Annotated in this window: 24 protein-coding genes, 1 tRNA gene and 1 riboswitch; of the genes, 14 read left to right on the top strand and 11 right to left on the bottom strand. The window is 61.7% G+C overall.

All coding sequences use genetic code 11. From position 1 onward, the window contains the following. Positions 1-24 precede the first annotated feature (24 nt). Together polA and ACXAG8_RS09435 are read right to left on the bottom strand one after the other, a co-directional pair. The gene (gene polA, locus ACXAG8_RS09440) at positions 25-2,826 is read right to left on the bottom strand and encodes a DNA polymerase I (protein ID WP_475223612.1); all 2,802 of its coding nucleotides are present in this window, start codon (positions 2,824-2,826) and stop codon (positions 25-27) included. 124 nt (positions 2,827-2,950) lie between these two features. Continuing rightward, positions 2,951-3,130: a zinc-finger domain-containing protein gene (locus ACXAG8_RS09435; RefSeq protein WP_475223611.1), complete on the bottom strand. Its 180-nt coding sequence runs from the start codon at positions 3,128-3,130 to the stop codon at positions 2,951-2,953. Between the two features lie 87 nt (positions 3,131-3,217). Here ACXAG8_RS09435 and ACXAG8_RS09430 point away from each other — a divergent pair, with 87 nt between their 5' ends. Beyond that, on the top strand, positions 3,218-4,210 hold the full coding sequence (locus ACXAG8_RS09430; RefSeq protein WP_475224142.1) for an ABC transporter ATP-binding protein: 993 nt from the start codon (positions 3,218-3,220) through the stop codon (positions 4,208-4,210). On the opposite strand, the gene ACXAG8_RS09425 is transcribed toward ACXAG8_RS09430, so the two are convergent. Then, positions 4,207-4,671, bottom strand: a complete 465-nt coding sequence (locus tag ACXAG8_RS09425; protein WP_475223610.1) for a DUF1203 domain-containing protein — start codon at positions 4,669-4,671, stop codon at positions 4,207-4,209. The two genes, ACXAG8_RS09430 and ACXAG8_RS09425, sit on opposite strands and share 4 nt — an antisense overlap. Positions 4,672-4,780: 109 nt before the next feature. Here ACXAG8_RS09425 and ACXAG8_RS09420 point away from each other — a divergent pair, with 109 nt between their 5' ends. The 3 genes from ACXAG8_RS09420 (at position 4,781) to ACXAG8_RS09410 (ending at position 9,258) form a co-directional block, all read left to right on the top strand. After that, positions 4,781-7,699: an error-prone DNA polymerase gene (locus ACXAG8_RS09420; protein WP_475223609.1), complete on the top strand. Its 2,919-nt coding sequence runs from the start codon at positions 4,781-4,783 to the stop codon at positions 7,697-7,699. A gap of 50 nt (positions 7,700-7,749) precedes the next feature. Further along, positions 7,750-8,163 carry a group III truncated hemoglobin gene (locus ACXAG8_RS09415; RefSeq protein WP_475223608.1) on the top strand — a complete coding sequence of 138 codons (414 nt, stop codon included), beginning with the start codon at positions 7,750-7,752 and terminating at the stop codon, positions 8,161-8,163. 156 nt (positions 8,164-8,319) lie between these two features. Next, on the top strand, positions 8,320-9,258 hold the full coding sequence (locus ACXAG8_RS09410; protein ID WP_475223607.1) for a DMT family transporter: 939 nt from the start codon (positions 8,320-8,322) through the stop codon (positions 9,256-9,258). 1 nt (position 9,259) lies between these two features. On the opposite strand, the gene ACXAG8_RS09405 is transcribed toward ACXAG8_RS09410, so the two are convergent. Both ACXAG8_RS09405 and ACXAG8_RS09400 read right to left on the bottom strand, forming a co-directional pair. Next, positions 9,260-9,985: an NYN domain-containing protein gene (locus ACXAG8_RS09405; RefSeq protein ID WP_475223606.1), complete on the bottom strand. Its 726-nt coding sequence runs from the start codon at positions 9,983-9,985 to the stop codon at positions 9,260-9,262. Positions 9,986-10,079: 94 nt separating this feature from the next. Then, on the bottom strand, positions 10,080-11,192 hold the full coding sequence (locus tag ACXAG8_RS09400) for an S-(hydroxymethyl)glutathione dehydrogenase/class III alcohol dehydrogenase (protein ID WP_475223605.1): 1,113 nt from the start codon (positions 11,190-11,192) through the stop codon (positions 10,080-10,082). Positions 11,193-11,322: 130 nt separating this feature from the next. Here ACXAG8_RS09400 and ACXAG8_RS09395 point away from each other — a divergent pair, with 130 nt between their 5' ends. Beyond that, a complete protein-coding gene (locus tag ACXAG8_RS09395) occupies positions 11,323-11,616 on the top strand; it encodes an I78 family peptidase inhibitor (RefSeq protein WP_475223604.1) in 294 nt (97 codons plus the stop codon). Between the two features lie 67 nt (positions 11,617-11,683). Further along, positions 11,684-13,336, top strand: coding sequence for a Y-family DNA polymerase (locus tag ACXAG8_RS09390; RefSeq protein ID WP_475223603.1), 1,653 nt, complete (start codon positions 11,684-11,686; stop codon positions 13,334-13,336). Positions 13,337-13,393: 57 nt separating this feature from the next. Here the strand turns inward: ACXAG8_RS09390 and ACXAG8_RS09385 are convergent. Continuing rightward, positions 13,394-13,469 (bottom strand) — tRNA-Lys (locus ACXAG8_RS09385). Between the two features lie 208 nt (positions 13,470-13,677). On the opposite strand from ACXAG8_RS09385, the gene dapF reads away from it, so the two are divergent. Both dapF and mtaB read left to right on the top strand, forming a co-directional pair. Beyond that, positions 13,678-14,520 carry a diaminopimelate epimerase gene (gene dapF, locus ACXAG8_RS09380; protein WP_475224140.1) on the top strand — a complete coding sequence of 281 codons (843 nt, stop codon included), beginning with the start codon at positions 13,678-13,680 and terminating at the stop codon, positions 14,518-14,520. Then, positions 14,517-15,773, top strand: a complete 1,257-nt coding sequence (mtaB, locus tag ACXAG8_RS09375; protein ID WP_475223602.1) for a tRNA (N(6)-L-threonylcarbamoyladenosine(37)-C(2))-methylthiotransferase MtaB — start codon at positions 14,517-14,519, stop codon at positions 15,771-15,773. Before dapF ends, mtaB begins: the two co-directional genes overlap by 4 nt. 139 nt (positions 15,774-15,912) lie before the next feature. Here the strand turns inward: mtaB and ACXAG8_RS09370 are convergent, their stop codons facing one another. From ACXAG8_RS09370 to petA, 3 genes are read right to left on the bottom strand one after another with little or no spacing between them, the layout of a single operon-like run. Further along, positions 15,913-16,710, bottom strand: coding sequence for a cytochrome c1 (locus ACXAG8_RS09370; RefSeq protein ID WP_475223601.1), 798 nt, complete (start codon positions 16,708-16,710; stop codon positions 15,913-15,915). Positions 16,711-16,727: 17 nt separating this feature from the next. Next, positions 16,728-18,059 carry a cytochrome b gene (petB, locus tag ACXAG8_RS09365; RefSeq protein ID WP_475223600.1) on the bottom strand — a complete coding sequence of 444 codons (1,332 nt, stop codon included), beginning with the start codon at positions 18,057-18,059 and terminating at the stop codon, positions 16,728-16,730. Positions 18,060-18,070: 11 nt separating this feature from the next. After that, on the bottom strand, positions 18,071-18,655 hold the full coding sequence (gene petA, locus ACXAG8_RS09360) for a ubiquinol-cytochrome c reductase iron-sulfur subunit (RefSeq protein ID WP_475223599.1): 585 nt from the start codon (positions 18,653-18,655) through the stop codon (positions 18,071-18,073). A gap of 483 nt (positions 18,656-19,138) precedes the next feature. Between petA and ACXAG8_RS09355 the strand changes: the two genes are divergently transcribed. Next, complete coding sequence (locus ACXAG8_RS09355; RefSeq protein WP_475223598.1) at positions 19,139-19,585, top strand: c-type cytochrome; 447 nt, start codon at positions 19,139-19,141, stop codon at positions 19,583-19,585. A 9-nt stretch (positions 19,586-19,594) separates the two neighbouring features. Here the strand turns inward: ACXAG8_RS09355 and ACXAG8_RS09350 are convergent, their stop codons facing one another. Next, entirely contained in the window at positions 19,595-20,209 is a 615-nt protein-coding gene (locus ACXAG8_RS09350) for an FMN-binding negative transcriptional regulator (RefSeq protein ID WP_475223597.1), read from the bottom strand. Between the two features lie 63 nt (positions 20,210-20,272). After that, a riboswitch (FMN riboswitch) is annotated at positions 20,273-20,422 on the top strand. A 73-nt stretch (positions 20,423-20,495) separates the two neighbouring features. On the opposite strand from ACXAG8_RS09350, the gene ACXAG8_RS09345 reads away from it, so the two are divergent. From ACXAG8_RS09345 to cobO, 5 genes are all read left to right on the top strand, one after another. After that, the gene (locus ACXAG8_RS09345; RefSeq protein ID WP_475223596.1) at positions 20,496-20,936 is read left to right on the top strand and encodes a 6,7-dimethyl-8-ribityllumazine synthase; all 441 of its coding nucleotides are present in this window, start codon (positions 20,496-20,498) and stop codon (positions 20,934-20,936) included. A 121-nt stretch (positions 20,937-21,057) separates the two neighbouring features. After that, complete coding sequence (gene aroC / locus ACXAG8_RS09340) at positions 21,058-22,158, top strand: chorismate synthase (protein WP_475223595.1); 1,101 nt, start codon at positions 21,058-21,060, stop codon at positions 22,156-22,158. 37 nt (positions 22,159-22,195) lie between these two features. Further along, entirely contained in the window at positions 22,196-22,804 is a 609-nt protein-coding gene (locus ACXAG8_RS09335) for an HD domain-containing protein (RefSeq protein ID WP_475223594.1), read from the top strand. A gap of 54 nt (positions 22,805-22,858) precedes the next feature. Further along, a complete protein-coding gene (locus ACXAG8_RS09330) occupies positions 22,859-23,794 on the top strand; it encodes a DMT family transporter (RefSeq protein WP_475223593.1) in 936 nt (311 codons plus the stop codon). 57 nt (positions 23,795-23,851) lie between these two features. Beyond that, on the top strand, positions 23,852-24,451 hold the full coding sequence (gene cobO, locus ACXAG8_RS09325) for a cob(I)yrinic acid a,c-diamide adenosyltransferase (RefSeq protein WP_475223592.1): 600 nt from the start codon (positions 23,852-23,854) through the stop codon (positions 24,449-24,451). Between the two features lie 32 nt (positions 24,452-24,483). Here the strand turns inward: cobO and ACXAG8_RS09320 are convergent, their stop codons facing one another. Beyond that, entirely contained in the window at positions 24,484-24,714 is a 231-nt protein-coding gene (locus ACXAG8_RS09320) for a hypothetical protein (protein ID WP_475223591.1), read from the bottom strand. Positions 24,715-24,862: the final 148 nt, after the last annotated feature.

Raw genomic sequence — 24,862 nt, 5'->3', positions numbered from 1 at the left:
GCCTGCTCGTGGCGGTGGACGGGGCTAATGTGCCTCGGCCCAGTTGGCGCCCTGGCCCGCGTCGACAACAAGGCGGACATCCAGCCTGACCGCAGGGTCAGACGCTCCTTCCATGACGTCCCGCGCGATGCCGATCACCGGGTCAACCGCATCCTCGGCCACTTCGAACAGCAATTCGTCATGCACCTGCAGCAGCATTTTCGCGGGCAATCCGCCGATTGCGTCCGGCATCCGCACCATGGCCCGCCGGATCACATCCGCAGCTGTCCCCTGGATCGGGGCGTTGATCGCGGCCCGCCGCGCAAATCCCGCATGCGGCCCCTTGGCATTGATTTCGGGCGTATGGATCTTGCGCCCGAACAGGGTCTGAACATACCCGTGTTCCTTGGCAAAGGCGACAGTGTCGTCCATGTACTGGCGGATACCCGGAAACCGCTCGAAATAACGGTCGATAAAGCCCTGCGCCTCGGCCCGCGGGATACGCAGGTTACGCGCCAGCCCAAAGCCCGAGATGCCATAGATCACACCAAAGTTGATCGCCTTGGCCTGACGGCGGATATCCGGCGTCATCTCGTCCAGCGGCACGTCGAACATTTCCGACGCGGTCATCGCGTGAATGTCCAGCCCATCCGCAAACGCCTGTTTCAGCGCCGGAATATCGGCGATATGCGCCAATATCCGCAGCTCGATCTGGCTATAGTCGAGGCTGACCAGCACATTGCCCGGCTCGGCAATAAACGCCTCGCGGATGCGGCGCCCTTCCTCGGTCCGAACGGGAATATTCTGTAGGTTCGGATCGGTCGAGGCCAGACGCCCCGTATTGGCCCCGGTGATCGAATAAGACGTATGCACGCGCCCCGTATCGGGGTTGATATGGGTCTGCAACGCATCCGTATAGGTCGATTTCAGCTTGGAAAGCTGCCGCCAGTCCAGCACCCGGCGCGGCAATTCATGCTCGGTCGCAAGGTCTTCCAGGATGTCGGCACCGGTCGAATACTTGCCGGTCTTACCCTTCTTGCCGCCCTCAAGCCCCATCTTGTCGAACAGGATCTCGCCCAGTTGCGCGGGCGAGCCGACATTGAAACTTTCACCCGCCAGCTCGTGTATATCAGCCTCTAACCCGGCCATTTTCTGGGCAAAGGCGTTCGACATGCGGCTCAGCACATCGCGGTCGACCTTGATGCCATGCATCTCCATCTCGGCCAGAACCGGCACCAGCGGACGTTCCAGCGTTTCATATACGGTCGTTACCTGCACCTGATGCAGTTGCGGTTTGAACAACTGCCACAGACGCAGGGTGATATCCGCATCCTCGGCGGCATAGGCCGTGGCCTCGTCAATCGGCACCTTGTCAAAGGTGATCGCCGATTTGCCCGAGCCCAACAGCGGTTTGATCGGGATCGGCGTGTGGCTCAGATACCGTTCCGACAACGTATCCATGCCATGACCATGCTCGCCGCCATGCATCGCATAGGACATCAGCATCGTGTCATCTATGGGCGCGACGTCCACGCCATAGCGCCTGAATATCTTGGCGTCGTATTTCATGTTCTGCCCGATCTTCAGGATCGAAGGATCCTCCAACATCGGTTTCAACAGGGCCAAAGCCGCATCCAGCGGCATTTGCCCTTCGGCCATCGCGTCCGAGCCAAACAGATCGTCGCTGGCCCCCTCGCGATGGGTCAACGGAACATAGCAGGCCTCGCCCGCCTCAACGCATAGCGAGATACCGACCAGACCGGCGATCATTTCGTTCAGCCCGGTGGTTTCGGTATCCACCGCCACCCAACCGCGCTCATAAGCCTGATCAATCCACTTTTGCAACGCATCCGCATCGCGCACGCATTCGTATTTCGATGCGTCAAACGGAATGGCAACCGCTTCGCTTTCATCTGCCGCTTGTGCCGGGGCGTCGGCGATCACCGGGGCCTCGGCCCCCAGCTTGTCGGCAATACGCTTGGTCAGCGTCCGAAACTCCATTTCGGCCAGGAACCCAAGCAGTGCCTCTGGCTCGGGCTCCATCACCTCCAGATCATCCAGCGTAAAGTCCAGCGGCGTGTTCTCATCCAACTGCACCAGCTTCTTCGACAGCTCGATCTGCGCGCGCTTTTCAATCAGCGTCTGACGGCGCTTGGGCTGCTTTATTTCCTCGGCACGATCCAGCAGGGTTTCCAGATCACCGTATTCATTGATCAACAGCGCCGCAGTCTTCACACCGATGCCCGGCGCGCCCGGCACGTTGTCCACCGAATCCCCGGCCAGCGCCTGCACATCCACCACCCGCTCCGGGCCGACACCAAATTTCTCGAACACCCCATCCCGGTCGATGCGCTTGTTCTTCATCGCATCCAGCATTTCCACGCCGCCGCCGACCAACTGCATCAGGTCCTTGTCCGAGCTGACAATGGTCACACGCCCCCCCGCATCCCTCGCCTGAACCGCCAGGGTGGCAATGATGTCGTCGGCCTCATAGCCCTCAAGCTCCTTGCAGGCGATGTTGAACGCGCGCGTCGCCGCGCGGGTCAGCGGCATCTGGGGGCGCAAATCCTCGGGCATTGCCTCGCGATTGGCCTTGTACTGGTCATACAGATCGTTGCGAAACGTATGCGACCCCTTGTCGAAAATCACCGCAACATGGGTCGGCGCATCAGGGCCCGCATTGTCCTCGACATATTTCTGCAACATGTTGCAGAACCCGGAAACAGCACCAATCGGCAACCCGTCCGACTTGCGCGTCAACGGCGGCAGGGCGTGATAAGCGCGAAAGATAAACGCCGACCCATCGATCAGATGCAGGTGACACCCTTTGCCAAATGCCATGGTCATCGCGCCCTCTTCCTTATCCGCCCGACACCACTAATGCCACGGCCCGGCCCACGGGGCCACCCGTGAACGCCTCTCAGAACTTCATCTTTTCAAAAATACTCGAACCCCGGCCCGAACCACTGGCTCAGACGTCGGCCTCATGGCCCTTCAGAACGTATTTGCAATCGCAATACGGGCACTCGACCCAACCGGTATCTTCGGGGATCTGCAGCCAGACGCGCGGGTGCCCCAAAGCCCCTTCGCCACCATCACAGGCGACACGAGAGGTTTCGACGATCTTGGTTTCCGGCGCTTTGATGGTCACGGCTGGCGATCCTTCTTCGGTTGTCGGCCTCGCGGGCATGTACTAGGTGCGTTTATGAGCGATGAGCAAACCGGGGGCAAGAGCCACATGAACGATGCGGCAATCAGGATCGAAGCGCTGCGCAAGACCTATCGGGGCGGCAAGGGGCAGCCCCGGAAAGAGGCGCTCAAGGGGATTGACCTCACCATCCCTCGCGGGTCGGTCTTTGGCCTCTTGGGCCCCAACGGCGCCGGGAAATCGACCCTGATCAACATCCTCGCCGGTCTCGTGGTCAAATCTTCGGGCAATGTGTCGATCTGGGGGTTCGATCAGGACCAGAACCCGCGCCAGTCGCGCGCCGCGATCGGCGTAATGCCGCAAGAATTGAACCTCGACCCGTTCTTCACCCCCCGCGGCGCGCTCGAGGTTCAGGCCGGCCTCTACGGCGTCCCCAGGTCCCAGCGCAAAAGCGACGAGATTCTTGAACTTGTCGGCCTCAGCGACAAGGCCGAGGCCTATGCCCGCACCCTGTCCGGTGGCATGCGGCGGCGGCTGCTGCTGGCCAAGGCGCTGGTGCACCATCCAAAAGTTCTGGTTCTGGACGAACCCACCGCCGGCGTCGATATCGAGCTGCGCCGGATGCTGTGGACCAATGTGCGCCGGCTGAACGAACAGGGTATGACCATTATCCTGACCACGCATTACCTCGAAGAGGCGCAAGAGATGTGTGACGAGATCGCCATCATCAACCACGGAGAAAAGATTGCGCAGGACAGCACCGCCAACCTGTTGGGGCGCATGGACAGCCGCTCGATGGTGATCGTGCCCGACAGCCCCGTGATCGACCTGCCGGTTGCGCCGGGCGTCGAAACCGCGCTGCGCGAGGATGGCACCCTTGTTCTGCAATACCAAACGGCCCAGACCAGCGCCGAGCAAGTGCTGGAATCCGTGCGCGCCGCCAATATCCGCATTCGCGACGTCCGCACCGAAGAAGCCGACCTCGAAGACGTCTTTCTTGCGCTCACCTCGTCCCGCACCGCGGAAACCCCGGCCCAAGATCAGGACCAGCCGCGTCGCGGACTACACCGGGTCAAACTCTAGGCGCGGTCGATCCGCGCCTGATAGCAGTTGTTCCGCGCCGATCGGACATGGATATAGGCCACATCCGGGCGGGCGAATATCCCTGCCACCGCCGCGTTCAACCGGTCCGTGGGGGTAACAAGGCCCGTGCCATAAACGATCCGGTCATCCTTGCCGTACCCCTTGATCAAATAGTCCGGCGACGTGGTCAGAATCTCGGGCATCTCTGTGCCGTCAAAGCGTTCACATGGCGCGGCGCAGAGAAATATCGGGCCGGTTTCCGCGTATGGATGTGTCTCTGAAAAAGGGCGATGTGCCAATATCAGCATTTCGGCACCCTCGGGAACGTGCTTCAGACAGTGACGGCACGGGTTGCCAGCGCCGGTCGAAACGGCGCGTTCCGGCGTTGCTCCATATGCGTCCGGGTGCCCGGCCTGAAGGGCGCGGACCTCTGCGGTGGGCAGGGCGGTGATCTTGAACATGTCGGGGCTCCTTTTTTGCGACCATGCCCGCCCGGCACACCCCAATCGACCCGTTTCCTGCGCAAAGGACTCGAAAAAGAACAAAACGTGAATATAATATGGAATCGCCATGTATGCCGAACTGTCCATCACGTCGAATTTCACCTTTCTCACCGGGGCCTCACACCCCGAGGAGTATATGGAGCGTGCCGTCACCCTGGGCCTGCCCGCCATCGCGATTGCCGATGACAACTCGGTTGCCGGAATCGTGCGCGCCCATACCCAAGGACGCGAGATCGCCCGCAAGGTGCGCGAACGGCTGGAGTGGGAGGCGCAGAACACCCTGATCGGCCCGCCCTGCCCCGATCACATCCCCAAACCGCCCTCGTATCCGATCCATGCGGTGCCGCGCCTGATCCCGGCGGCGCGGCTGATCTTTACCGACGCGCCCACCGTCACAGCCCTGCCGCTCAACCGGCAGGGCTGGGCCAACCTGTGCCGTATCCTGTCGACCGGCCGTTTGCGCGCCGAAAAAGGCGATTGCATCCTGCACCTGTCGGACCTGTTGGCGTTTTCCGACGGCCTGCACCTGCTGCTCTGGCCACAGGCGGCCCGGTCAAAGGGCGGCGCGAGCGCGTGGCGGACACAGGCGCAACAGTTGACGCGCCGCTTTGGTGGGCGGATGCATCTGCTGATGCACCCTCGGTACGATGGCGCGGATGGTACGTATTTCTCTTTGTTAGAGACTGAATCAAAGCAACTCGACATCCCCACCCTCGCAAGCGCCACGCCGCTGATGCATCACGGCACCCGCCGCAAGCTGGCGGATGTGCTGACCGCCATCCGCCTGCGCCGCAAGGTGGATGACCTGGGCCGTGCGGCACTTGCCAATGGCGAACAGCGGCTGCGGTCCGAGGGGGAAATGCTGCGTATCTTCAAGGGTCACGAGGGGGCCGTCACCCGCGCCCATGACCTCAGCGAACAGCTCACCTTTTCGCTTGATGAATTGCGCTATGAATACCCCAGCGAAGGCAGTGAACAGGAAACCCCGACCCAACGCCTGCACCGTCTGGCGCATGAGGGGCTGGCCTGGCGCTATCCGGCGGGGGCGTCGGAAAAGGCCCAAAACATGCTGGCGCATGAGCTGACACTGATTGGCAAGCTGAAGTATGAGCCCTATTTCCTGACCGTCCGCGACATTGTCCATTTCGCCCGCGCGCGCGGCATCCTGTGCCAGGGGCGCGGCTCGGCGGCCAATTCGGTGGTCTGTTTCTGCCTCGGCATCACCGAGGTCAGCCCCGAGATGGGCACGATGGTCTTTGAGCGCTTCGTGTCCGAGGCCCGCGACGAACCCCCCGATATCGACGTCGATTTCGAACATGAGCGCCGCGAAGAGGTGATCCAGCATATCTATGAACGCTATGGCCGTCACCGCGCGGGGCTATGCGCCACCGTAATCCATTATCGCGGCAAGCGCGCGATTCGTGAGGTCGGCCGCGCCATGGGCCTGACCGAAGACACGATCTCGGCGCTCAGCTCGCAGCTCTGGGGGTTCTTCTCGGCCGCCGGGCTAGAGGCCGAACGTATGCGCGAGATTGGCCTTGACCCCGAAGACAGGCGTCTGAAGCAGACTCTAACATTGGTGTATGAGATCAATGGATTCCCCCGTCACCTTTCGCAGCATGTCGGTGGTTTCATCATCACCGAGGGGCGATTGGACGAGATTGTCCCGATCGAAAACGCCACGATGGAGGACCGCACGGTCATCTGCTGGGACAAGGACGATATCGACTCCTTAGGCATCCTCAAGGTCGATGTCCTGAGCCTTGGCATGCTCACCTGCATCCGCAAGGCCTTTGACCTGATCGGACAGCATCATCAGACCGGCTATACGCTGGCCACCCTGCCGCCCGAGGACCCGGCGGTCTATGACATGCTGTGCAAGGCAGACAGCGTTGGCGTGTTTCAGGTGGAATCACGGGCGCAGATGAACTTTCTGCCCCGGATGCGGCCGCGCAATTTCTATGATCTGGTGATCGAGGTCGCCATCATCCGCCCCGGCCCCATCCAGGGCGACATGGTCCACCCCTATATCCGCCGCCGGAACGGAGAGGAGGAGGTCAGCTTCCCCTCGGACGCGCTGGGTGATGTGCTGGGCAAGACGCTGGGCGTGCCGCTGTTTCAGGAACAGGCGATGCAGATCGCCATTGTTGGCGCAGGCTTCACCCCGGAACAGGCAGACCGTCTGCGGCGGTCGCTGGCTACGTTCAAGAAACATGGGTCCGTCAGCGAGTTCCGCAGCCTGTTTCTGCGGGGGATGCGGCGCAACGGCTATGACGCCGACTTTGCCGAGCGGTGCTTCAGCCAGATCGAAGGGTTCGGGTCTTATGGCTTTCCCGAAAGCCACGCGGCCAGCTTTGCGCTGCTGGTCTATGCCTCGGCCTGGATCAAATGCCACCATCCGGGCATTTTCGCCTGCGCCCTGCTGAACTCGCAACCGATGGGGTTTTATGCGCCGGCCCAGATCGTGCGGGATGCCCGCGAACACGGCGTTCAGGTGCGCCCGGTCTGCATCAATGCCAGTTTCTGGGACAATGTGATGGAACCCGACGGCCATGGCGGTCTGGCCCTGCGGCTGGGGTTCCGCCAGATCAAGGGCCTCAGCGAGGAGGACGCCAGTTGGCTGACCGCCGCGCGGGGCAACGGCTATACCCAAGTGGATGACGTCTGGCGCCGTGCGGGGCTGGGCCCGTCGGTGATCGAACGTCTGGCCGAGGCCGATGCCTTTGCTGCCTGCGACCTGACCCGGCGCGAGGCTCTGTGGCAGGCCAAGGCGATTGCCACCGTCAAACCCCTGCCCCTGTTTTCACAGGATCTTGAGGGCGAGTATCTGGACGAGCCCGAGGCCCATCTGCCACAGATGACGCTGGGCGAGCAGGTGGTCGAGGATTACGTCGCCACCCGTCTCAGCCTTCGCGCGCACCCGGTGGCCCTGTTGCGGCATTTGCTGACGCCGGGACAGCGCGACAAAACCACCCCTGTAGCATGACCGCGCAAACGGGTATTGCCCTTGAACAGAGCCGAAACCCGAGACCACCCATGTCCAGACCAACCCTGCCCCCGCGTTTTCCCGCGACGCCTGCACAGATCAACGCGCAGGTTCATGCCTTCTATGCCCGTGTCCGAACAGATGCGCTGCTGGGGCCGGTCTTTGCCAACCATGTCGACAACTGGCCCGCACATGAGGCCAAAATCGCCGCCTTCTGGCGCAATGCCATATTGTACGAGCGCAGCTATGACGGAAATCCGCAGCGGGTCCATATCGAACGGCCCGACGTAAGGCCCGAGCTTTTCGCCCATTGGCTGGACCTGTTCGAAGAGGTCGCCACCCAGACCCTGCCGCCGGACACCGCCACGCCTTGGGTGGCATTGGCGCGCCGTATCGGCGTGGGCATGAAGGCCGGCGTTCAATCCGCCCGCCAACCCAAAGATGCCCCGCCAGTTCTGAGATAGCCGCAATCCGGGCAAGGTATCAGCGCTGCTGGCAACAGTGTTAGCGGTAAAATTGGGGCTATGCGCCTTTTGAAAATGGGTTTAACCAAGGGAAAGCGCGCAGCCCGCCGCCCCGACCCTGTGACCAGGGCTGACCCCAAGACCGAGGCCAGACAGATGAGCACACAGAACACGATCCTTCGGGGCCTTGGATATGCATTTCTGGGCTTTGCGGTTTTTGCCAGCCATGACGCATTGATCAAAGTGCTGGGCGCGACCTATTCGGTGATGCAGATCATCTTTTTCGCCACGCTGTTTTCCTTTGTCCCGATGGCCGTTTCGATGCTGGCCGACAGAACGCCCAGCAATTTCCGGCCGCATCATCCGTGGCTGGTCCTGTTGCGATCTGGCCTGATGGTCACGGCGATGTCCTGCGCCTTTTATTCCTTTTCGGTCCTTCCCCTGGCCGAGGTCTATTCGCTGCTGTTTTCCTTTCCGCTGATCGTAACGGTCCTGTCGATCCCGATTCTGGGCGAAGTGGTCCGCGCACAGCGGTGGGCCGCTGTCGGCGTAGGGCTGATCGGGGTTCTGATCGTCCTGCGACCCGGCGCGACGGACATAACCGCAGGTCATGTCGCCGCCCTGACGGCCGCATTCTGCAGCGCCTTCGCCTCGGTCCTGGTCCGCAAGATCGGCAACGAGGAACGCTCGGCCGTCCTGATCCTTTACCCGATGCTGCTGGCCATCGTAACCATGAGCCTTGCGCAGCCCGCCGTTTATCAGCCCCCGTCCCTGTTGCATCTGGGCATGATGGCGCTGGTCGGGCTGTTCTCGGTCATCGCCCAGCACCTGATCATCCTGGCCTATCGCGCGGCTCCGGCGGGCGTTGTCGCGCCCAGCCAGTACAGCCAGATCATCTGGGCCACGATTTTCGGCGCTGTGTTCTTTGGTGAAAACCCCGATGCCTGGGTTGCCGTCGGCGCCAGCATCATTATCGCATCGGGCGTATTCGTCGTCTGGCGTGAAAGCCGCTCGAACACCACCTCGACCAACACCCCGGTGCTACGGGTACGGTCCCCGCGGTCGGATACCGGGGCATCGCGACCGGGAGAGTGATCTATTTCTCGGCGACCCTGATCTTGAGGTTTCCGTTTGCGCCTTCCTGCTCGAACCGCCCGATGGCCTGAACCAGGTCGCTCAACCTTTTGAACCCATAGGTTCTGGGGTCGAAGTCAGTGTAAATCTTGCGCAATTGGCTTCCGACAAAGGCCAGCCCGGCCCAACCGTCGGGCTCATTCGTTTTCTCAACAACATTGCAGATCAACTGATAGGCATGGTTCAGATCATGCTTTCCCTCTTGCGCATTGGCGCCCCCTGCGGTTTGTGCGTTTTGCGCAGGTTTTTTAATATTCTCGATGTAAATGAACCTGTTGCACGCATTCACGAACGCTTTGGGGGCCTTGCGCTCACCAATGCCAAAAACATCCAGCCCCTGTTCGCGAATGCGGCTTGCAAGGCGTGTGAAGTCGCTGTCTGAGGACACCAGTACAAATCCGCCAAAGCGATCAGAATGCAGGATGTCCATCGCATCAATAACCAGTGCGATATCGCTGGAATTTTTTCCCGTCGTGTTGGCGAATTGTTGATGGGGAACGATTGCATATTCGGCCAGGGTCTTGGCGTCCCATCCTTGCGGCGAACCATTGGAGAAATCTCCGTAGATCCGCCTTAAGCCCGCTTCACCCAACGTGGCGATTTCCTCGAAAATCTCGGCGGCGTGTTTTGCCGGAACATTGTCGGCGTCAATCAGAACCGCAAGGCGGTCTGTGGAGTTCGTGGTCAACTCGAATCCTCAACTGATAGCTATAACCTGGAAAACATATGGAAAAACGGAAAAGGGCGGGCACAAGCCCACCCTTCCAGGAAATCTAAAGCGGTCAGTAAACAACCACCGACCGAATGCTTTCGCCCTTATGCATCAGGTCAAAGCCGTGGTTGATATCGGCCAGACCCATGGTGTGGGTGATCATCGGGTCGATCTCGATCTTGCCGTCCATGTACCAGTCGACGATCTTGGGCACGTCCGTGCGACCGCGCGCGCCGCCAAAGGCGGTGCCGCGCCACGACCGGCCGGTGACCAGCTGGAACGGACGGGTCGAGATTTCGGCCCCCGCAGGTGCGACACCGATGATGATCGATTCACCCCAGCCCTTATGCGCCGATTCCAGCGCGTCGCGCATCACTCCGACATTGCCGGTAGCGTCGAATGTGTAATCCGCGCCGCCCTTGGTCAGATTGACCAGATAGGGGACCAGATCGCCTTCGACCTCGGCCGGGTTGACGAAATCGGTCATCCCGAACCTGGTGGCCATCTCGACCTTCGACGGGTTCAGGTCAACGCCGACGATCTGGTCAGCCCCGGCCAGACGCAGGCCCTGGATCACGTTCAGACCGATGCCGCCCAGGCCGAACACGATGGCGCGGCTGCCGATTTCCACCTTGGCGGTGTTGATCACCGCGCCGATACCGGTGGTCACGCCGCAGCCGATATAGCAGATCTTGTCGAACGGCGCGTCCTCGCGCACCTTGGCCAGCGCGATTTCCGGCAGGACCGTGTGGTTGGCGAAGGTCGAGCAGCCCATGTAATGCAGGATCGGGTCGCCATCCAACGTCGAAAAACGCGAGGTGCCGTCGGGCATCAGGCCCTGACCTTGGGTTTCGCGGATCGCCTGGCACAGGTTGGTCTTGGGATGCAGGCAGTATTCACACTCACGACATTCAGGTGTGTAAAGCGGAATGACATGATCACCCGGTTTCAGGCTGGTCACGCCCGGCCCGACCTCGACCACTACACCCGCGCCTTCATGGCCCAGAATGGCCGGAAACAGCCCCTCGGGGTCAGCGCCCGACAAGGTGAATTCGTCAGTGTGGCAGATGCCGGTGGCCTTGATCTCGACCAGAACCTCGCCCGCCTTGGGGCCTTCGAGGTTTACGTCCATCACTTCCAATGGTTTGCCCGCCTGAACGGCGACGGCGGCACGGGTACGCATGTTTCACATCTCCCAGTCGGTTTTGCCCTGACCCTGCGGCAAATACAGGGTGTTTTCAACTGCGCTTTCATGGCAGGCTGGCTAAATAATTGATATTGCAGAAACGACATTGCCAGAACAAGGAACGCCAATGCACCGTTTTTTCCCGATCCCGATCCTGATCCTGCTGGCAGCCTGCGCCGAAACGGTGGACCCCCAGGAAACCACGACCACGGCTGATGCCGCTCCGGTCGATTTGGCCTTTTGCAAAGGCGAGCCCTTTGCCGACACCGTCGGCCAACCGGTATCCGCCATTCAGGCCGATCTGCCGGAACGGTCCCGTGTGCTTGGCCCCAACGACATTGCGACGCAGGACTACCGGATCGACCGGCTGAACGTCTATGTGAACGGCGCCGGGATCATTCAGCGGCTGACCTGCGGATAAGGGCGGACTCGACTCGGGGCATGATTCCACGGTAAGAACAAAATGAGAACATTTTGATGTCTGCCCAATGCCCAAACGCCGAATACTTTCGCTGTGGTTCCCCCGTCTTGGGGCCGAACGGCTGATCCGCGCCGCGCGGGGCCTGCAAGCAGGCCCATTGGCCGTGGTGGCCGAACAATCGAACATGCAGGTCATCACCTCGCTGAATACCGAGGCACAGGCCGCCGGGCTGCGTGTCGGACAGCCGGTGCGCGATGCCCATGCCATGTGCGCCACCCTTGTGACCCGCCCCCGCAACGCCCCGGCCGAGGCCGCGTTTCTGACCGCGCTGCGCCGCTGGGCGGGCAAGTTCAGCCCTTGGGTCGCCGAAGAATCGCCGGACGGTCTGGTCGTCGACCTGTCGGGCTGCGCGCATCTGTTCGGCGGAGAAGAGGCGCTGCTGCGCGTGCTTGAAACCGACTGCGCCGATATGGGCCTGAGCGTTCAGATGGGCATCGCCGACACGCTGGGCGCGGCCTGGGCGCTGGCGCGATACGCCGGGCAAGAGGCCAGCTCGGACCGCAACGGCGACGCCATCAGCCAAGAGGCCCGCGCCACCCGCGCACGCGCCGGCAAGCGGCGGCACTGGACCAGGGGCGGGGCTGCGCCGCAGGTGGCGGCCCTGGGCGGCGGCGCGCGGATTGCGGCGCCGGGGCAGTCCTATGGCGCGCTCAGCCCCCTGCCCATCGCGGCGCTGCGGCTGGATGATCCCGTCGTGGCGCAACTGAGCCGGCTGGGCCTGCGCCGGATCGGCGATCTGCTGGGGCAGCCGCGCGCCTCGCTCGCCCGCCGGTTCGGGCGCGGGCTGGTGCTGCGGCTGGATCAGGCCATGGGCAGCGCCCCCGAGCCGGTCTCGCCCGCGCGCGCGCCGCATCACTTTGCGGTGCGGATGACCCTGCCCAACCCAATCGGCCTGACCGAGGACGTGATGGCCGCCATCGACCGGATCTTGCCGACGCTATGTGCCAAGCTCGAAGAAAAGGGGCGCGGGGTGCGCACCCTGCGGTGCGAGGCGCATCGCGCCGATCTGGCGGCCGAAATCATCGAGGTTGGCCTGGCCCGGCCAACTCATGACAAACACCGTATTCGCCCCTTGTTAGAGATGAAAATCGACAAGATCGACGCAGGATATGGCATCGACATGCTGCGGCTTGCGGCGGTCCAGACCGAACCCATCCACGCCCGTACCATGGCTGGCCATGCCGAGGCCCGGCAGGTCGCCCGCAACCGTCTTGAGGGCAACACCGCCGTCGACGACCTTACGGCCAAACTGGGCGCGCGGGTCGGGCTCGAAGCGATCACGCGGCGCCACCCGGCGGCCTCGCATATCCCCGAGAAAACGGCGCAGACCCTGGCGGCGGCATGGTCAGAGCCCGCGCGCGACTGGCCCGCCCCGCCACGCCCCCGGCCCCTGCAGATGTGGCAGCCCGAGCCGGTGACGGCCCCGGAAACCCCGGATGTTCCGACCGCCTTTCGCTGGCGCGGGCGCAACTGGCATCTGGCACAGGCGACGGGGCCGGAACGCATCGCGCCGGAATGGTGGCTCGACGACCCCAACTGGCGCAGCGGCGTGCGGGATTATTGGGTTGTGGTGACCGAACAGGGCGAACGGCTGTGGCTGTTTTACGGCCACGGCGGCACGATGTCGGCGGGCTGGTTCTGCCAGGGGCAGTTCGGCTGACGAAAACCGCCAAGCTTTCGCCCAGCGGTTTTTCGAATTCCGTCAAATCGGTAAAAGTGGTGAGCCGTGCAGGATTCGAACCTGCGACCCACTGATTAAAAGTCAGTTGCTCTACCAACTGAGCTAACGGCCCACTCTTTCCGGATCATGTCGATCCGCGATGCTCTCTAAGGTATTTCCCCGTTCGGGTTCAAGCCCTTAAATCACACTCCGTTTCGCCAGATTTAACTTGTTTCCGGCGTCCCGATAGGCGGCCTAATTAGGCAGGTGGTGCGGGGGGGTCAACCCCTTTTTTCAGGAATCTTCCCGGCAGGGTGGATTCATCGCCAGAGCGGCGCTATATGCCCGCCATGCAACATGCGCAGGATATCGGTTTGCCCTTCATGAAGATGCACGGGCTGGGCAATGACTTCGTCATACTGGACGCCCGTGCGCGGCCCGTCCCGGTCACACCTGCGCTGGCCCGTGGAATCGGGCACAGGCATTTCGGCGTGGGATTCGATCAACTGGCGGTCATCGAAACCGGCCCAGCGGACGCCCACCTGGTATTCTACAACGCCGACGGGTCGACCTCGGCCGCCTGCGGTAACGCCACCCGGTGCATCGCGCGCCACCTGATGACCGAAAGCGGCAAGACCCAACTGACACTGACCACACAACGCGGCACGCTTTATGCGCGTGACGCGGGCAATGGCCTGACATCGGTGAACATGGGGCAGCCGCAGCTTGACTGGCACGAGGTCCCCCTGTCCGAGGCGATCGACACGCTTGAGCTTCCGATCGAAGGCGGCCCGACCGCCACCGGCATGGGCAACCCCCATTGCACCTTCTTCGTCGACAATGCCGAGGCCATCCCGCTTGCGGAATTCGGTGCACGCTATGAACACCACCCCCTGTACCCGGAACGAACCAATGTGCAGGTGGCCCAGCTCATCGGCCCCGACCATATCCGCATGCGCGTCTGGGAACGCGGTGTCGGCATCACGCTGGCGTCCGGGTCATCTTCCTGCGCGACGGCCGTGGCCGCCGCCCGGCGCGGCCTGACCGGACGGGCGGTACAGATCGAGCTGGACGGTGGGCGTATCCAGATCGACTGGCAGGATGACGGTGTCTGGATGACCGGACCCACCCGCCATGTATTCTCGGGCACCCTGACACCCGAATTCCTGGAGTCGCTGGAATGAGCGCCCCCAAATTCGCCACCCTGGGGTGCCGCCTGAACGCCTATGAGACCGAAGCGATGAAGGATCTCTCGCAACAGGCGGGCGTCACCGATGCGGTTATCGTAAACACCTGCGCCGTGACCGCCGAAGCGGTACGCAAGGCCCGGCAAGAGATCCGCAAGCTGCGGCGTGAAAACCCCCATGCCCGGCTGATCGTTACGGGCTGCGCCGCCCAGACCGAACCCGAAACTTTCGCCCGCATGGACGAAGTCGACGTGGTCATCGGCAACACCGAAAAAATGCAGCCCGAAACCTGGAAAGGCATGGCCGCGGATTTCATCGGCAAGACCGAATCCGTTCAGGTCAACGACATCATGTCGGTCACCGAAACGGCAGGCCACCTGATCGACGGCTTTGGCACACGCTCACGCGCTTACGTACAGGTCCAGAACGGCTGCGACCACCGCTGTACTTTCTGCATCATCCCCTACGGCCGCGGCAACTCGCGCAGCGTCCCGGCCGGGGTCGTTGTTGACCAGATCAAACGCCTGGTGGACAGGGGCTATAACGAGGTTGTCCTGACCGGGGTCGACCTGACCTCGTGGGGGGCCGACCTGCCGGCAAGTCCCAAACTGGGTGATCTGGTCATGCGCATCCTGAAACTGGTCCCCGATCTGCCACGGCTGCGCATCAGTTCCATCGATTCGATCGAAGTGGACGAAAACCTGATGCAGGCCATCGCGACCGAACCGCGCCTGATGCCGCATCTGCACCTGTCACTGCAACATGGCGACGACCTGATCCTGAAACGGATGAAACGCCGCCACCTGCGCGACGACGCCATCCGCTTCACCCAAGAGGCCCGCAAACTGCGCCCCGACATGACCTTTGGGGCCGATATCATCGCCGGGTTCCCCACCGAAACCGAAGCACAGTTCGAAAATTCCCTGAAACTGGTTACCGACTGCGACCTGACATGGCTGCATGTCTTTCCCTACTCCCGGCGCGAGGGCACGCCCGCGGCGCGCATTCCGCAACAGGTCAACGGCCAGACCATAAAACAGCGCGCCGCACGCCTGCGTGCCGCCGGTGACCTGCAGGTCACCAATCACCTTGCAACCCAGATCGGCAAAACCCATCGCATCCTGATGGAAAACCAAAACATGGGCCGCACCGAACAATTCACCGAAGTGACCTTTGACGCGCCCCAACCCGAAGGTCAGATCGTGACCGCTACGATCACCGGTACCGGCAATACGCAGTTACAGGCCTGATCCGCTCTTCACCTGGCCAGAAATATCCCGGGGTTGAATTGGCCAAAGGCCAAGAAGGGGCTGGCCCCTTATCCCCGCCCAAAGAAAAACCCCCGCTTCCATCAGGTCGCGGGGGTTTCTTTTCACGCTTTCAAAGACCTCAGTCCTTGCGGATCTTGCCCTTGTGCGGCGCCCACAGGCGTTTGTTCACCAGGTACAGCAGCACCGAAAGGACAGACAGGAAGATCACGCCGACAAAGCCCGCGTTCTTGCGTCCCATCATCTGCGGCTCGGCTGTCCACATCAGAAACGCGGCAACGTCCTGCGCCATGGCCTCGACCGTGTTTTCATGGCCATCAGCAAATTCGACCTGCTCGTCGAACAGCGGCGGCGCCATGGAAATCCACCCACCCGGAAAGGCGGTGTTTTCATACAGAACCGCACCAGCCTCTTCCTTTTCGTGACCGGTATAACCGTGCAGCAGCGATGCAATATACTCTGCCCCGCCCATGCCTTTGACCAGTTGGTTGATCCCCAGGCCATAGGGCCCGTGGAAACCCGCACGCGCCTTGGCCATCAGGCTCAGGTCAGGTGCGCCAGCCGCCGTGTTGGCCGGGAAATGGTCGGTTGGAATTGCCGGGCGAAAATCGTCCAGCTCGGGGTCGAACACCTCGAAGTTGCCCGCCGCATAGGCCCGAACCTGGTCCTCTGGCATGCCTACCCCGTCGGGGTCGGACAAAGTGCGCAGGGGCACGTATTTCAGGCCGTGGCACGCCGCGCAGACCTCGGTATAGATCTGCAGGCCGCGTTGCAGCTGGTTCTGATCATAGGTGCCGAAGGGGCCTTCGAACGAAAAGTCGAAGTCCTCGATATGTTGCTCACCGCCACCTGCCGCAAAGGTCGAGGCGGGCGCAAGGGCCAGGGCAAACGCGGCACCGATTGCAAGTTTCTTGAACATGATTCCGGTCCCTCTTCTTACTCGGCCGGCGTGGCGTCGGCGTCAGCCTTGCCATAATGCGCGTTGAAGTCTTCTTCGATGGTTTCCGGCTGCGCCTCGGGCTTCTCGATGACACCCAGGATCGGCAGGATCACGAAGAAATAGGCGAACCAGTAAGCCGACGCGATCAGCGAGAAGGTCGCATAGGGCTCCTCGGCGGGCATCGCACCCAGCCACATCAGGGCAAAGAAGTCGATGACCAGCAGGTAGAACCACCATTTGAACATCGGACGGTACTTGCCCGAACGCACGGTCGAGGTGTCCAGCCACGGCGCCAGGGCCATCGCCAGGATCGCGCCGAACATCGCCAGAACACCAAAGAATTTGGCATCAACGATGCCGCCGGTGATGAAGCTGGCGAACTGCACAACCCAGACTTCGCCGGTAAAGGCACGCAGGATCGCGTAGAACGGCAAGAAGTACCATTCAGGCACGATATGCGCAGGCGTAACAAGCGGGTTGGCTTCGATATAGTTGTCCGGGTGACCCAGGTAGTTCGGCATGAAGCCGACAACCGCCCAGAAGACAACCAGGATCACGGCCAGTGCGAACAGGTCCTTGATCACGAAGTAAGGCCAGAACGGCAGCGTGTCTTTCTCGGCCTCGGCTTTCGAGCCACGGCGCACTTCAACCCCCGTGGGGTTGTTGTTGCCAGTGGTGTGGAAGGCCCAGATATGCACGATCACCAGTGCCGCAATCACGAACGGCAGCAGGTAATGCAGCGAGAAAAAGCGGTTCAGCGTGGCGTTGTCCACCGCCGGTCCACCCAGCAGCCAGGTCTGGATCGCATCGCCGATGAACGGGATCGCGCCAAACAGGCCGGTGATCACGGTCGCACCCCAGAAGGACATCTGACCCCAGGGCAGAACGTAGCCCATGAAGGCGGTGCCCATCATGCAGAGATAGATCAGCATCCCGATGATCCACGTGATTTCACGCGGGGCTTTATACGATCCGTAGAACAGACCGCGGAAGATGTGGATGTAAACCGCAACAAAGAACAGCGAGGCGCCGTTCATGTGCAGATACCGCAGCATATAGCCGCCATTCACATTGCGCATGATGTGCTCGATGCTGGCAAAGGCCAGATCGACATGCGGGGTGTAGTGCATCACCAGAACGATACCGGTGACGATCTGCAGCGCCAGGCAGAACGCCAGGACGATGCCCCAGATCCACCACCAGTTCAGGTTCTTGGGCGTGGGGATCATCAGGGTGTCATAGAGCAGGCCGACAATCGGCAGGCGGCTGTTCAGCCACTTTTCGCCGTTTGTCTTCGGCTCGTAATGATCATGGGGAATTCCGGACATCTGGGTCTCCCTTAGCCGAGTTTGATGGTGCTGGCGTCCGTCCACTCAGCGGGCGGGACAGGCAGGTTTTCAGGCGCAGGGCCCTTACGGATACGACCGGCAAGGTCATAGTGCGAACCGTGGCAGGGGCAGAACCAGCCACCAAAGTCGCCGGCATCGCCCAGCGGCACACAGCCAAGGTGGGTACAAACGCCCATCTGCACGATCCATGCACCGGCCGCCTCGCCTTCGGGCGACGGCATCACGCGGTTGGCATCGGTCGCCGGGGCATCCGCGCTCAGGTTGAAGTTACGCGCCAGCGGATCTGGCAGCGCATCAACGCCTTCTGCGTCCTGTTCCTGTGCTTCCTGGATTTCCGCGCCGGTGCGGTGACGGATAAACACGGGCTTGCCCAACCACTTAACGGTCAGCTGCGTTCCGGGTTCAACTCCGCTTACATCCACGCGGATCGACGACAGCGCCTGAACATCTGCCGAAGGGTTCATCTGGTTGATCAGGGGCCATACGGCGGCCCCGGTGGCAACGACTCCCGCGCCGCCTGCGACGTAGTAAAGGAAGTCTCTGCGGGTGCCTTCGTGGTCTTCTGCGTGGGACACGAGGTTTTCTCCGATTCTCTGGCGCCCGCGGACGGGCATATAGCTCGCGCACCGCGCGAACGCGGTGTCTTAAACGCGCTATCTATCGGGGAGAATACGGTTCGTCCAGCGTTCATAGGCGCGCAATACGCCGCATCTGGGCATTATGTCACAACACAAGCCCCGATTCTCGGGGGATCGCCCCGTGGGAACCAAACCGTTGCGGCCCCACGCAAACCCGCGCCGACCAATGATTCGCGCGCCTGCGGCAGCCCAGGATTTCGCCCCTGCCGCCGATGTGTCCACAGCCGCCACACGATAGTGGCGCGCATTGCGCCACAATTCCACCACCTAATTTCCCCATTAACGCGATTTCGTTGCGCGTAAATCACTTATTTTACATAGATATTTCTGACGCGGCACGCCGGGCACACGGGATGATTGCACTTTTTACGGGAAAGGCTGATTGGGGCACCGATACCCCCGCCCAATCGGAGATACCCTATGCCCAGAAAAACACCCCTTGCGGTCATTCTCATCGCGATCACGGCAACCCAGTCCCTTGCATCCGGCGACCCGGCAAAGGGCGAAAAGCTGTTCAACCGGTGTACGCCCTGTCATGCGGTCATCCGCAATGACGAGGTTCTGGTAAAGGGCGGCATCACGGGCCCGAATCTGTACGACGTCGTTGGCCGGGTGGCCGGCACGGAAAACGACTATCGGTACGGCGGCCCGCGCCTGCCCATCGGAATGTTCACCGATGACATGATCCGCGCGGGCGACCAGGGTCTTGTCTGGACGACCGAGAATATCGCGGCCTATTCCAGGGACCCGATCGGTTTCATCCGCGCCTATCTGGGCGACGAAACGGCCCGACCGAACATGAGCGTAAAACTGAAGAAAGGCGCGGACGACATTGCCGCCTACCTGGCGACATTCTCGGCACCCTGACCCCGGCGGTCAGGGATTTCGCATCAACCCGGCAAGCTGCCCGTTTTCGCTGCCCAGATCGACACCATCGGCATGGCTGGCCGCCGCCAGACGCACCGCGTCGGGTTTGTTCTGGCCCAGCTTCCAGGTGCCCTGGATGTCATCGACATGAAACCGGAACGGCACGATCATGCGCAACATCTTGGCCAACGCCTCTTGCGACATCTTCGCCATATTCCAGGGGGGTTTGGGCGCCAGGTGAGTTTCGAAAAAGGCCGACTGACGACCCAAAAGCTCGGGCAGATCCCCGTCCGGCAGTTGCTCCAAACGCCCGGTCAGATGAACGGCCACGTAATTCCATGTCGGCACCTGGTCGGCAACGCCGTACCAATCGGGCGAAATATATCCATCCGGTCCAGACACCGCGATCCGGGCCCCGCCCCAGCCTGACCGAGCCCGGACAATCGGGTTGGACCGTACAAGATGCAAGTCCGCCGTCGACCCGTCTTCGGCCAGCAGAAACGGCACATGGCTCAGCAGCGGCGCACCCTGCGTCGATACGGCAAGCACGCCAAAGGCCCGGCTGCGGGCAAAGGCTATGTTGCGGTCCGGACCTGCGCCGCGAAATGCGGGATTGGGGTGCATGGCATTCTCCTCGTTGCACTCCTTTTGCCTCTTGCAGAACCGCACAACACTTGGCAAGTTCCGCCTCGTTCTCAGGGCGGGGCGAAATTCCCCACCGGCGGTATGCGGGCATTGCCCCGTAAGCCCGCGAGCGGCCTCGGGTGATCCGGGGTGTCAGCAGATCTGGTGAAAAGCCAGAGCCGACGGTTACAGTCCGGATGAAAGAGAACGCGCAAACGGGCCGGTGACACGGCGCGTTTGCTCGTGATCGCCTTGGGTGACGTGTCTGCAACCTCAGGAGATCCAAATGACACACACCCGCTATGCCTTCATCAAAGCCAACTGGCACTCCGATATCGTCGACCGCGCATTGGATGGGTTCCTTGAATACATTCCCGCCGAACAGGTTGATATCTTCGACGCGCCCGGCGCGTTCGAAATGCCCCTGCTGGCGCGCGATCTGGCCCAAACCGGCAACTATGCCGCCATCGCCTGCGCGGCCTTTGTCGTGGATGGCGGTATCTACCGGCACGATTTCGTGGCACAAGCCGTAGTCGACGGCCTGATGCGCGCCGGCCTGGATACCGGCATTCCGGTTCTTTCGGTTTCATTGACACCACATCAATACCAGGAAACCGACCACCACAACGCCATCTACCGCGCCCACTTCGTCCAAAAGGGTCGCGAGGCCGCACAAGCCGCGCTCAGCATCACCGAAACCCGCGTCAGGGCTCTGAACGCGGCCTGATCTTCATCTTTTCACAAATACTCAAACGCGTCGCCGACCAGGCGGCGCGCCCCCTCGCCGCAAATCTGCTTGAGGCCAAGCCCCGCGCCCGCTAATCACAACCGGCAAAGGAGCACGCCCCATGTCGATGAACAGCTTTGGACACCTCTTCCGCGTCACCACCTGGGGCGAAAGCCACGGTCCCGCCTTGGGCGCCACGGTCGACGGCTGCCCGCCGGGCGTCACGATTGACGAGACGATGATCCAGCACTGGCTGGACAAGCGCAAACCGGGGCAGAACAAGTTCACCACCCAGCGGCGCGAACCCGATCAGGTCCGGATCATGTCCGGCGTTTTCGAAGGCCAGACCACGGGCACCCCGGTGCAACTGATGATCGAAAACACCGACCAGCGCTCGAAAGACTACGGCGATATCAAGGAAAAGTTCCGTCCGGGCCACGCCGATATCACCTATTGGCAGAAATACGGCATCCGCGACTATCGCGGCGGCGGGCGCAGTTCCGCCCGCGAAACCGCGTCGCGCGTCGCGGCAGGCGGGTTGGCGCGCGAGGCGATCAAACAGATTGCGCCAAACGTGCAGATCACCGGTTACATGACCCAGATCGGGCCGCACAGGATCGACCGCGCCAATTTCGACTGGTCGCAGATCGAACAGAACCCGTTCTGGACACCTGATGCACAGGCCGCCGGTGACTGGGCCGCCTATCTGGACGACCTGCGCAAATCCGGAAACTCGGTCGGAGCCGTGGTCGAGGTCGTCGCCCGCGGCGTTCCCGCCGGGCTCGGCGCGCCTGTTTATGCCAAGTTAGACACTGATCTCGCCGCCGCGATGATGTCGATCAACGCCGTCAAGGGTGTTGAAATCGGCGAAGGCATGGCTGCGGCAGAACTGACCGGCGAGGCCAATGCCGACGAGATATTCATGGGTCAGAACGGCCCGCAATACAGCTCGAACCACGCGGGCGGCATTCTGGGCGGCATCTCGACCGGGCAGGACATCGTCGTGCGGTTCGCGGTCAAACCAACCTCATCGATCCTGACCACCCGCAAGACCATCACCAAATCGGGTGAGGAAACCGAGATCATCACCAAGGGCCGCCACGACCCCTGCGTCGGCATCCGCGCCGTTCCCGTGGGCGAGGCGATGATGGCCTGCGTAATCCTTGACCACCTGCTGCTGCACCGGGGCCAGATCGGCGAAAACCGTGGCCGGGTCGGCTGAATTGCGCAGCCGTCTGCGGGCGATTGTCCGTCAACGCATGACGACGGACCCGGCGCATGATCTGGCGCATCTGGACCGGGTCTGGGTCAACGCGCAGGCCATCGCGGATGACTCAACCGATAAGACTGTGCTGCTGGCCGCCTGCTACCTGCACGATCTGGTCAACCTGTCCAAGGACGATCCCGACCGCCACCTGGCCTCACGCAGGTCCGCCGTGGAATCAGAGCCTATTCTGGGCGATCTGGGCTTTGACAGCGACAAATTCCGCGCCGTTCAGCATGCAATCGCCGCCCATAGCTTCTCGGCCAACATCCCGCCCGAAACGCCCGAGGCCCGCATTCTGCGGGATGCCGACCGGCTGGATGCGCTGGGGGCTATTGGCATTGCCCGGAACTTTTCGGTCTCGGGTGCGCTGGGGCGCGCGCTTTACGATCCCGCCGATCCCTTTGCGGCAAACCGGGCGTTGGACGATCTGCAATTCTCGCTCGATCATTGGAAGGTCAAACTGCTGAGCCTGCCGGACGGCATGCTGACCGAAACCGGAAGACAGCTCGCGTTGCGACGGGCCCGGCGCATGATCCGTTTTCTGGACGCCTTCGCGGATGAAATCGGCGCGCCCTTGCCGGAAAATTGGACAGAGGTCTGAACCACCGGCGGACGGCCATTGATCTTTCGCCGGCAAAAGCGCAGGGTCGCGCCGATGGCAAAATCCTTAACATCGCATCGACCTGTCCTTGCCGTGCTGCTCAAGCTGTGCGCCGTGTTCCTGTTCACGGTCATGGCTGCGCTGGTCAAGGCCCTGTCTGACGATTTCCCGCCCGGAGAGCTGGTCTTTTTCCGGTCGCTCTTTGCAATACCGGTTATCGTGATCTGGCTGATATCGCGCGGAGAGCTGGCGCATATGTTCGTCATCAAAAAGCCCGTCGGACATTTCTGGAGAGGCGTTCTGGGGACCAGCGCGATGGCGCTGACCTTTACCGGCCTCAGCCTGCTGCCCCTGCCCGAGGTCACCGCAATCGGGTATGCGACACCGATTTTCACGCTGATCCTCGCGGCGCTGATGCTGGGCGAAAAGATTCGCATGATCCGCATCGGCGCGGTCGCGCTGGGGCTGCTGGGTGTCGTGATCATGATCTGGCCTCGGCTGGGCAGCAGCCAGATGGAATTGACCGCCACCATTGGCGCATTGTGTATTCTGGCCGCAACCGTCGCCCGTGGCTTTGTGCAAATTCACCTGCGCCAGCTTGTCCAGGTCGACCATCCGGCGGCCATCGTTTTCTATTTCTCGCTGACCGCAACGCTGCTGTCGGCGCTGACGGTCTTTTGGGGCTGGAAACTGCCAAGCTGGGACCAGGCCGCCATTCTGGTGACGACGGGTATTACCGGCGGGGTTGCCCAGATCCTTGTCACGTCATCCTATCGGTTCGGACAGGCCTCGATGCTGGCGCCTTACGATTATACCAGCATGCTGTTTGCCGTGGTCATCGGCTATTTCTGGTTCGACGAGTTGCCGACGCTTGCCATTCTGATCGGAGCCACACTGGTGATCGCGGGCAATGTCGTCGTGATCTGGCGGGAACATCAGCTTGGCCTTGAACGCGGCAAGGCCAGGGCCGTCACCGACCCCAAAGCCTGACCTTTACCTTTTGCGATCTTCGCATAGGTTGGGCCGTACAAACACAGAGGGTTCCCCATGAGCGACGCGCAGGATCACAAGGACAAGATGCAACAGGTGCAGGCCAAGCACCGCAAGAAAGTGTCCGAGGCCACCGATCCCGGGCGCGGCCTGGTCCTGATCAACACCGGTAAGGGCAAGGGCAAATCCTCGGCCGCGTTCGGTGTTGTGATCCGGGCGCTGGGCTGGGGCCAGAAGGTTGCCGTGGTTCAGTTCATCAAGGGCAAGTGGAAAACCGGCGAGCGGCGGTTTTTCGAGGACCGCGATCTGGTGACATGGCACACGATGGGCGAGGGTTTCACCTGGGACACGCAGGATCGCGACCGCGATATTGCCGCCGCGACCGCCGCCTTTGGCAAGGCCTGTGACCTGATGCGCAGCGGAGATTACGACCTGGTTGTTCTGGACGAAATCAATATCGCCCTGCGCTATGAATACCTGTCCGTTGACGCGGTGATTGACGGCCTGAAAGCGCGGTCGGACAAGACCAGCGTCTTTCTGACAGGGCGCGATGCGCCGCAAGCGCTGCGCGATTATGCCGATTTGGTCACGGAAATGACCGAGGAAAAGCACCCGTTCCAAGCTGGCATCAAGGCCCAGCGCGGCGTGGATTTCTGAGCCAGAAATAAAAGGGCGCCGTCTTTCGGCGCCTACTCTTTCGTAGTGCGAGGTCTGTCAAACAGGGTTTCGAAAACATAGCGGACCGACCGCCTGCGATTGGTGTCGCTTGCATCCGCCGCGTCGGACAATCCGTCGCGATCCTTGGATTGTTCCTGTTGGCTCTGTTCGACATAGGCGGCAAAATCATCGTCGCAGCAAGAACATCCGCATGCCGTCGCCGCGTCATGTCTTGAGATGAGTTCGTCAACAGAGTCCTTCATGTCCGGCCCTTCCACCGCCACTGCATTCGTTTCCGAGGCGGCGGCGCGCTCTCACTTTATCATGCGCTAAGCCCGCTAGGCCACCTCGAAACCCTGGGCTTGATGGCATCGCATCTGGCGTTGCCTTTTTCTGATTGTTTTTATCAGA

This window comes from Ruegeria sp. ABD4_443, from assembly GCF_056160865.1.
Note: the sequence above shows the minus strand (reverse complement) of the source record. Positions and strands in the feature narration are given on the sequence as shown.

Excerpts from the sequence above, each read along its gene's own strand:
- ACXAG8_RS09390 (WP_475223603.1), top strand. The coding sequence starts at position 11,684 with ATGCCCAAACGCCGAATACTTTCGCTGTGGTTCCCCCGTCTTGGGGCC.
- polA (WP_475223612.1), bottom strand. The coding sequence starts at position 2,826 with ATGACCATGGCATTTGGCAAAGGGTGTCACCTGCATCTGATCGATGGG.
- ACXAG8_RS09420 (WP_475223609.1), top strand. The coding sequence starts at position 4,781 with ATGTATGCCGAACTGTCCATCACGTCGAATTTCACCTTTCTCACCGGG.
- ACXAG8_RS09370 (WP_475223601.1), bottom strand. The coding sequence starts at position 16,710 with ATGTTCAAGAAACTTGCAATCGGTGCCGCGTTTGCCCTGGCCCTTGCG.
- cobO (WP_475223592.1), top strand. The coding sequence starts at position 23,852 with ATGAGCGACGCGCAGGATCACAAGGACAAGATGCAACAGGTGCAGGCC.
- ACXAG8_RS09395 (WP_475223604.1), top strand. The coding sequence starts at position 11,323 with ATGCACCGTTTTTTCCCGATCCCGATCCTGATCCTGCTGGCAGCCTGC.
- ACXAG8_RS09350 (WP_475223597.1), bottom strand. The coding sequence starts at position 20,209 with ATGCACCCCAATCCCGCATTTCGCGGCGCAGGTCCGGACCGCAACATA.
- ACXAG8_RS09335 (WP_475223594.1), top strand. The coding sequence starts at position 22,196 with ATGACGACGGACCCGGCGCATGATCTGGCGCATCTGGACCGGGTCTGG.
- mtaB (WP_475223602.1), top strand. The coding sequence starts at position 14,517 with ATGAGCGCCCCCAAATTCGCCACCCTGGGGTGCCGCCTGAACGCCTAT.
- ACXAG8_RS09430 (WP_475224142.1), top strand. The coding sequence starts at position 3,218 with ATGAACGATGCGGCAATCAGGATCGAAGCGCTGCGCAAGACCTATCGG.
- ACXAG8_RS09415 (WP_475223608.1), top strand. The coding sequence starts at position 7,750 with ATGTCCAGACCAACCCTGCCCCCGCGTTTTCCCGCGACGCCTGCACAG.
- ACXAG8_RS09330 (WP_475223593.1), top strand. The coding sequence starts at position 22,859 with ATGGCAAAATCCTTAACATCGCATCGACCTGTCCTTGCCGTGCTGCTC.
- ACXAG8_RS09425 (WP_475223610.1), bottom strand. The coding sequence starts at position 4,671 with ATGTTCAAGATCACCGCCCTGCCCACCGCAGAGGTCCGCGCCCTTCAG.
- ACXAG8_RS09320 (WP_475223591.1), bottom strand. The coding sequence starts at position 24,714 with ATGAAGGACTCTGTTGACGAACTCATCTCAAGACATGACGCGGCGACG.
- ACXAG8_RS09355 (WP_475223598.1), top strand. The coding sequence starts at position 19,139 with ATGCCCAGAAAAACACCCCTTGCGGTCATTCTCATCGCGATCACGGCA.
- aroC (WP_475223595.1), top strand. The coding sequence starts at position 21,058 with ATGTCGATGAACAGCTTTGGACACCTCTTCCGCGTCACCACCTGGGGC.
- dapF (WP_475224140.1), top strand. The coding sequence starts at position 13,678 with ATGCCCGCCATGCAACATGCGCAGGATATCGGTTTGCCCTTCATGAAG.
- petB (WP_475223600.1), bottom strand. The coding sequence starts at position 18,059 with ATGTCCGGAATTCCCCATGATCATTACGAGCCGAAGACAAACGGCGAA.
- ACXAG8_RS09400 (WP_475223605.1), bottom strand. The coding sequence starts at position 11,192 with ATGCGTACCCGTGCCGCCGTCGCCGTTCAGGCGGGCAAACCATTGGAA.
- ACXAG8_RS09410 (WP_475223607.1), top strand. The coding sequence starts at position 8,320 with ATGAGCACACAGAACACGATCCTTCGGGGCCTTGGATATGCATTTCTG.
- ACXAG8_RS09345 (WP_475223596.1), top strand. The coding sequence starts at position 20,496 with ATGACACACACCCGCTATGCCTTCATCAAAGCCAACTGGCACTCCGAT.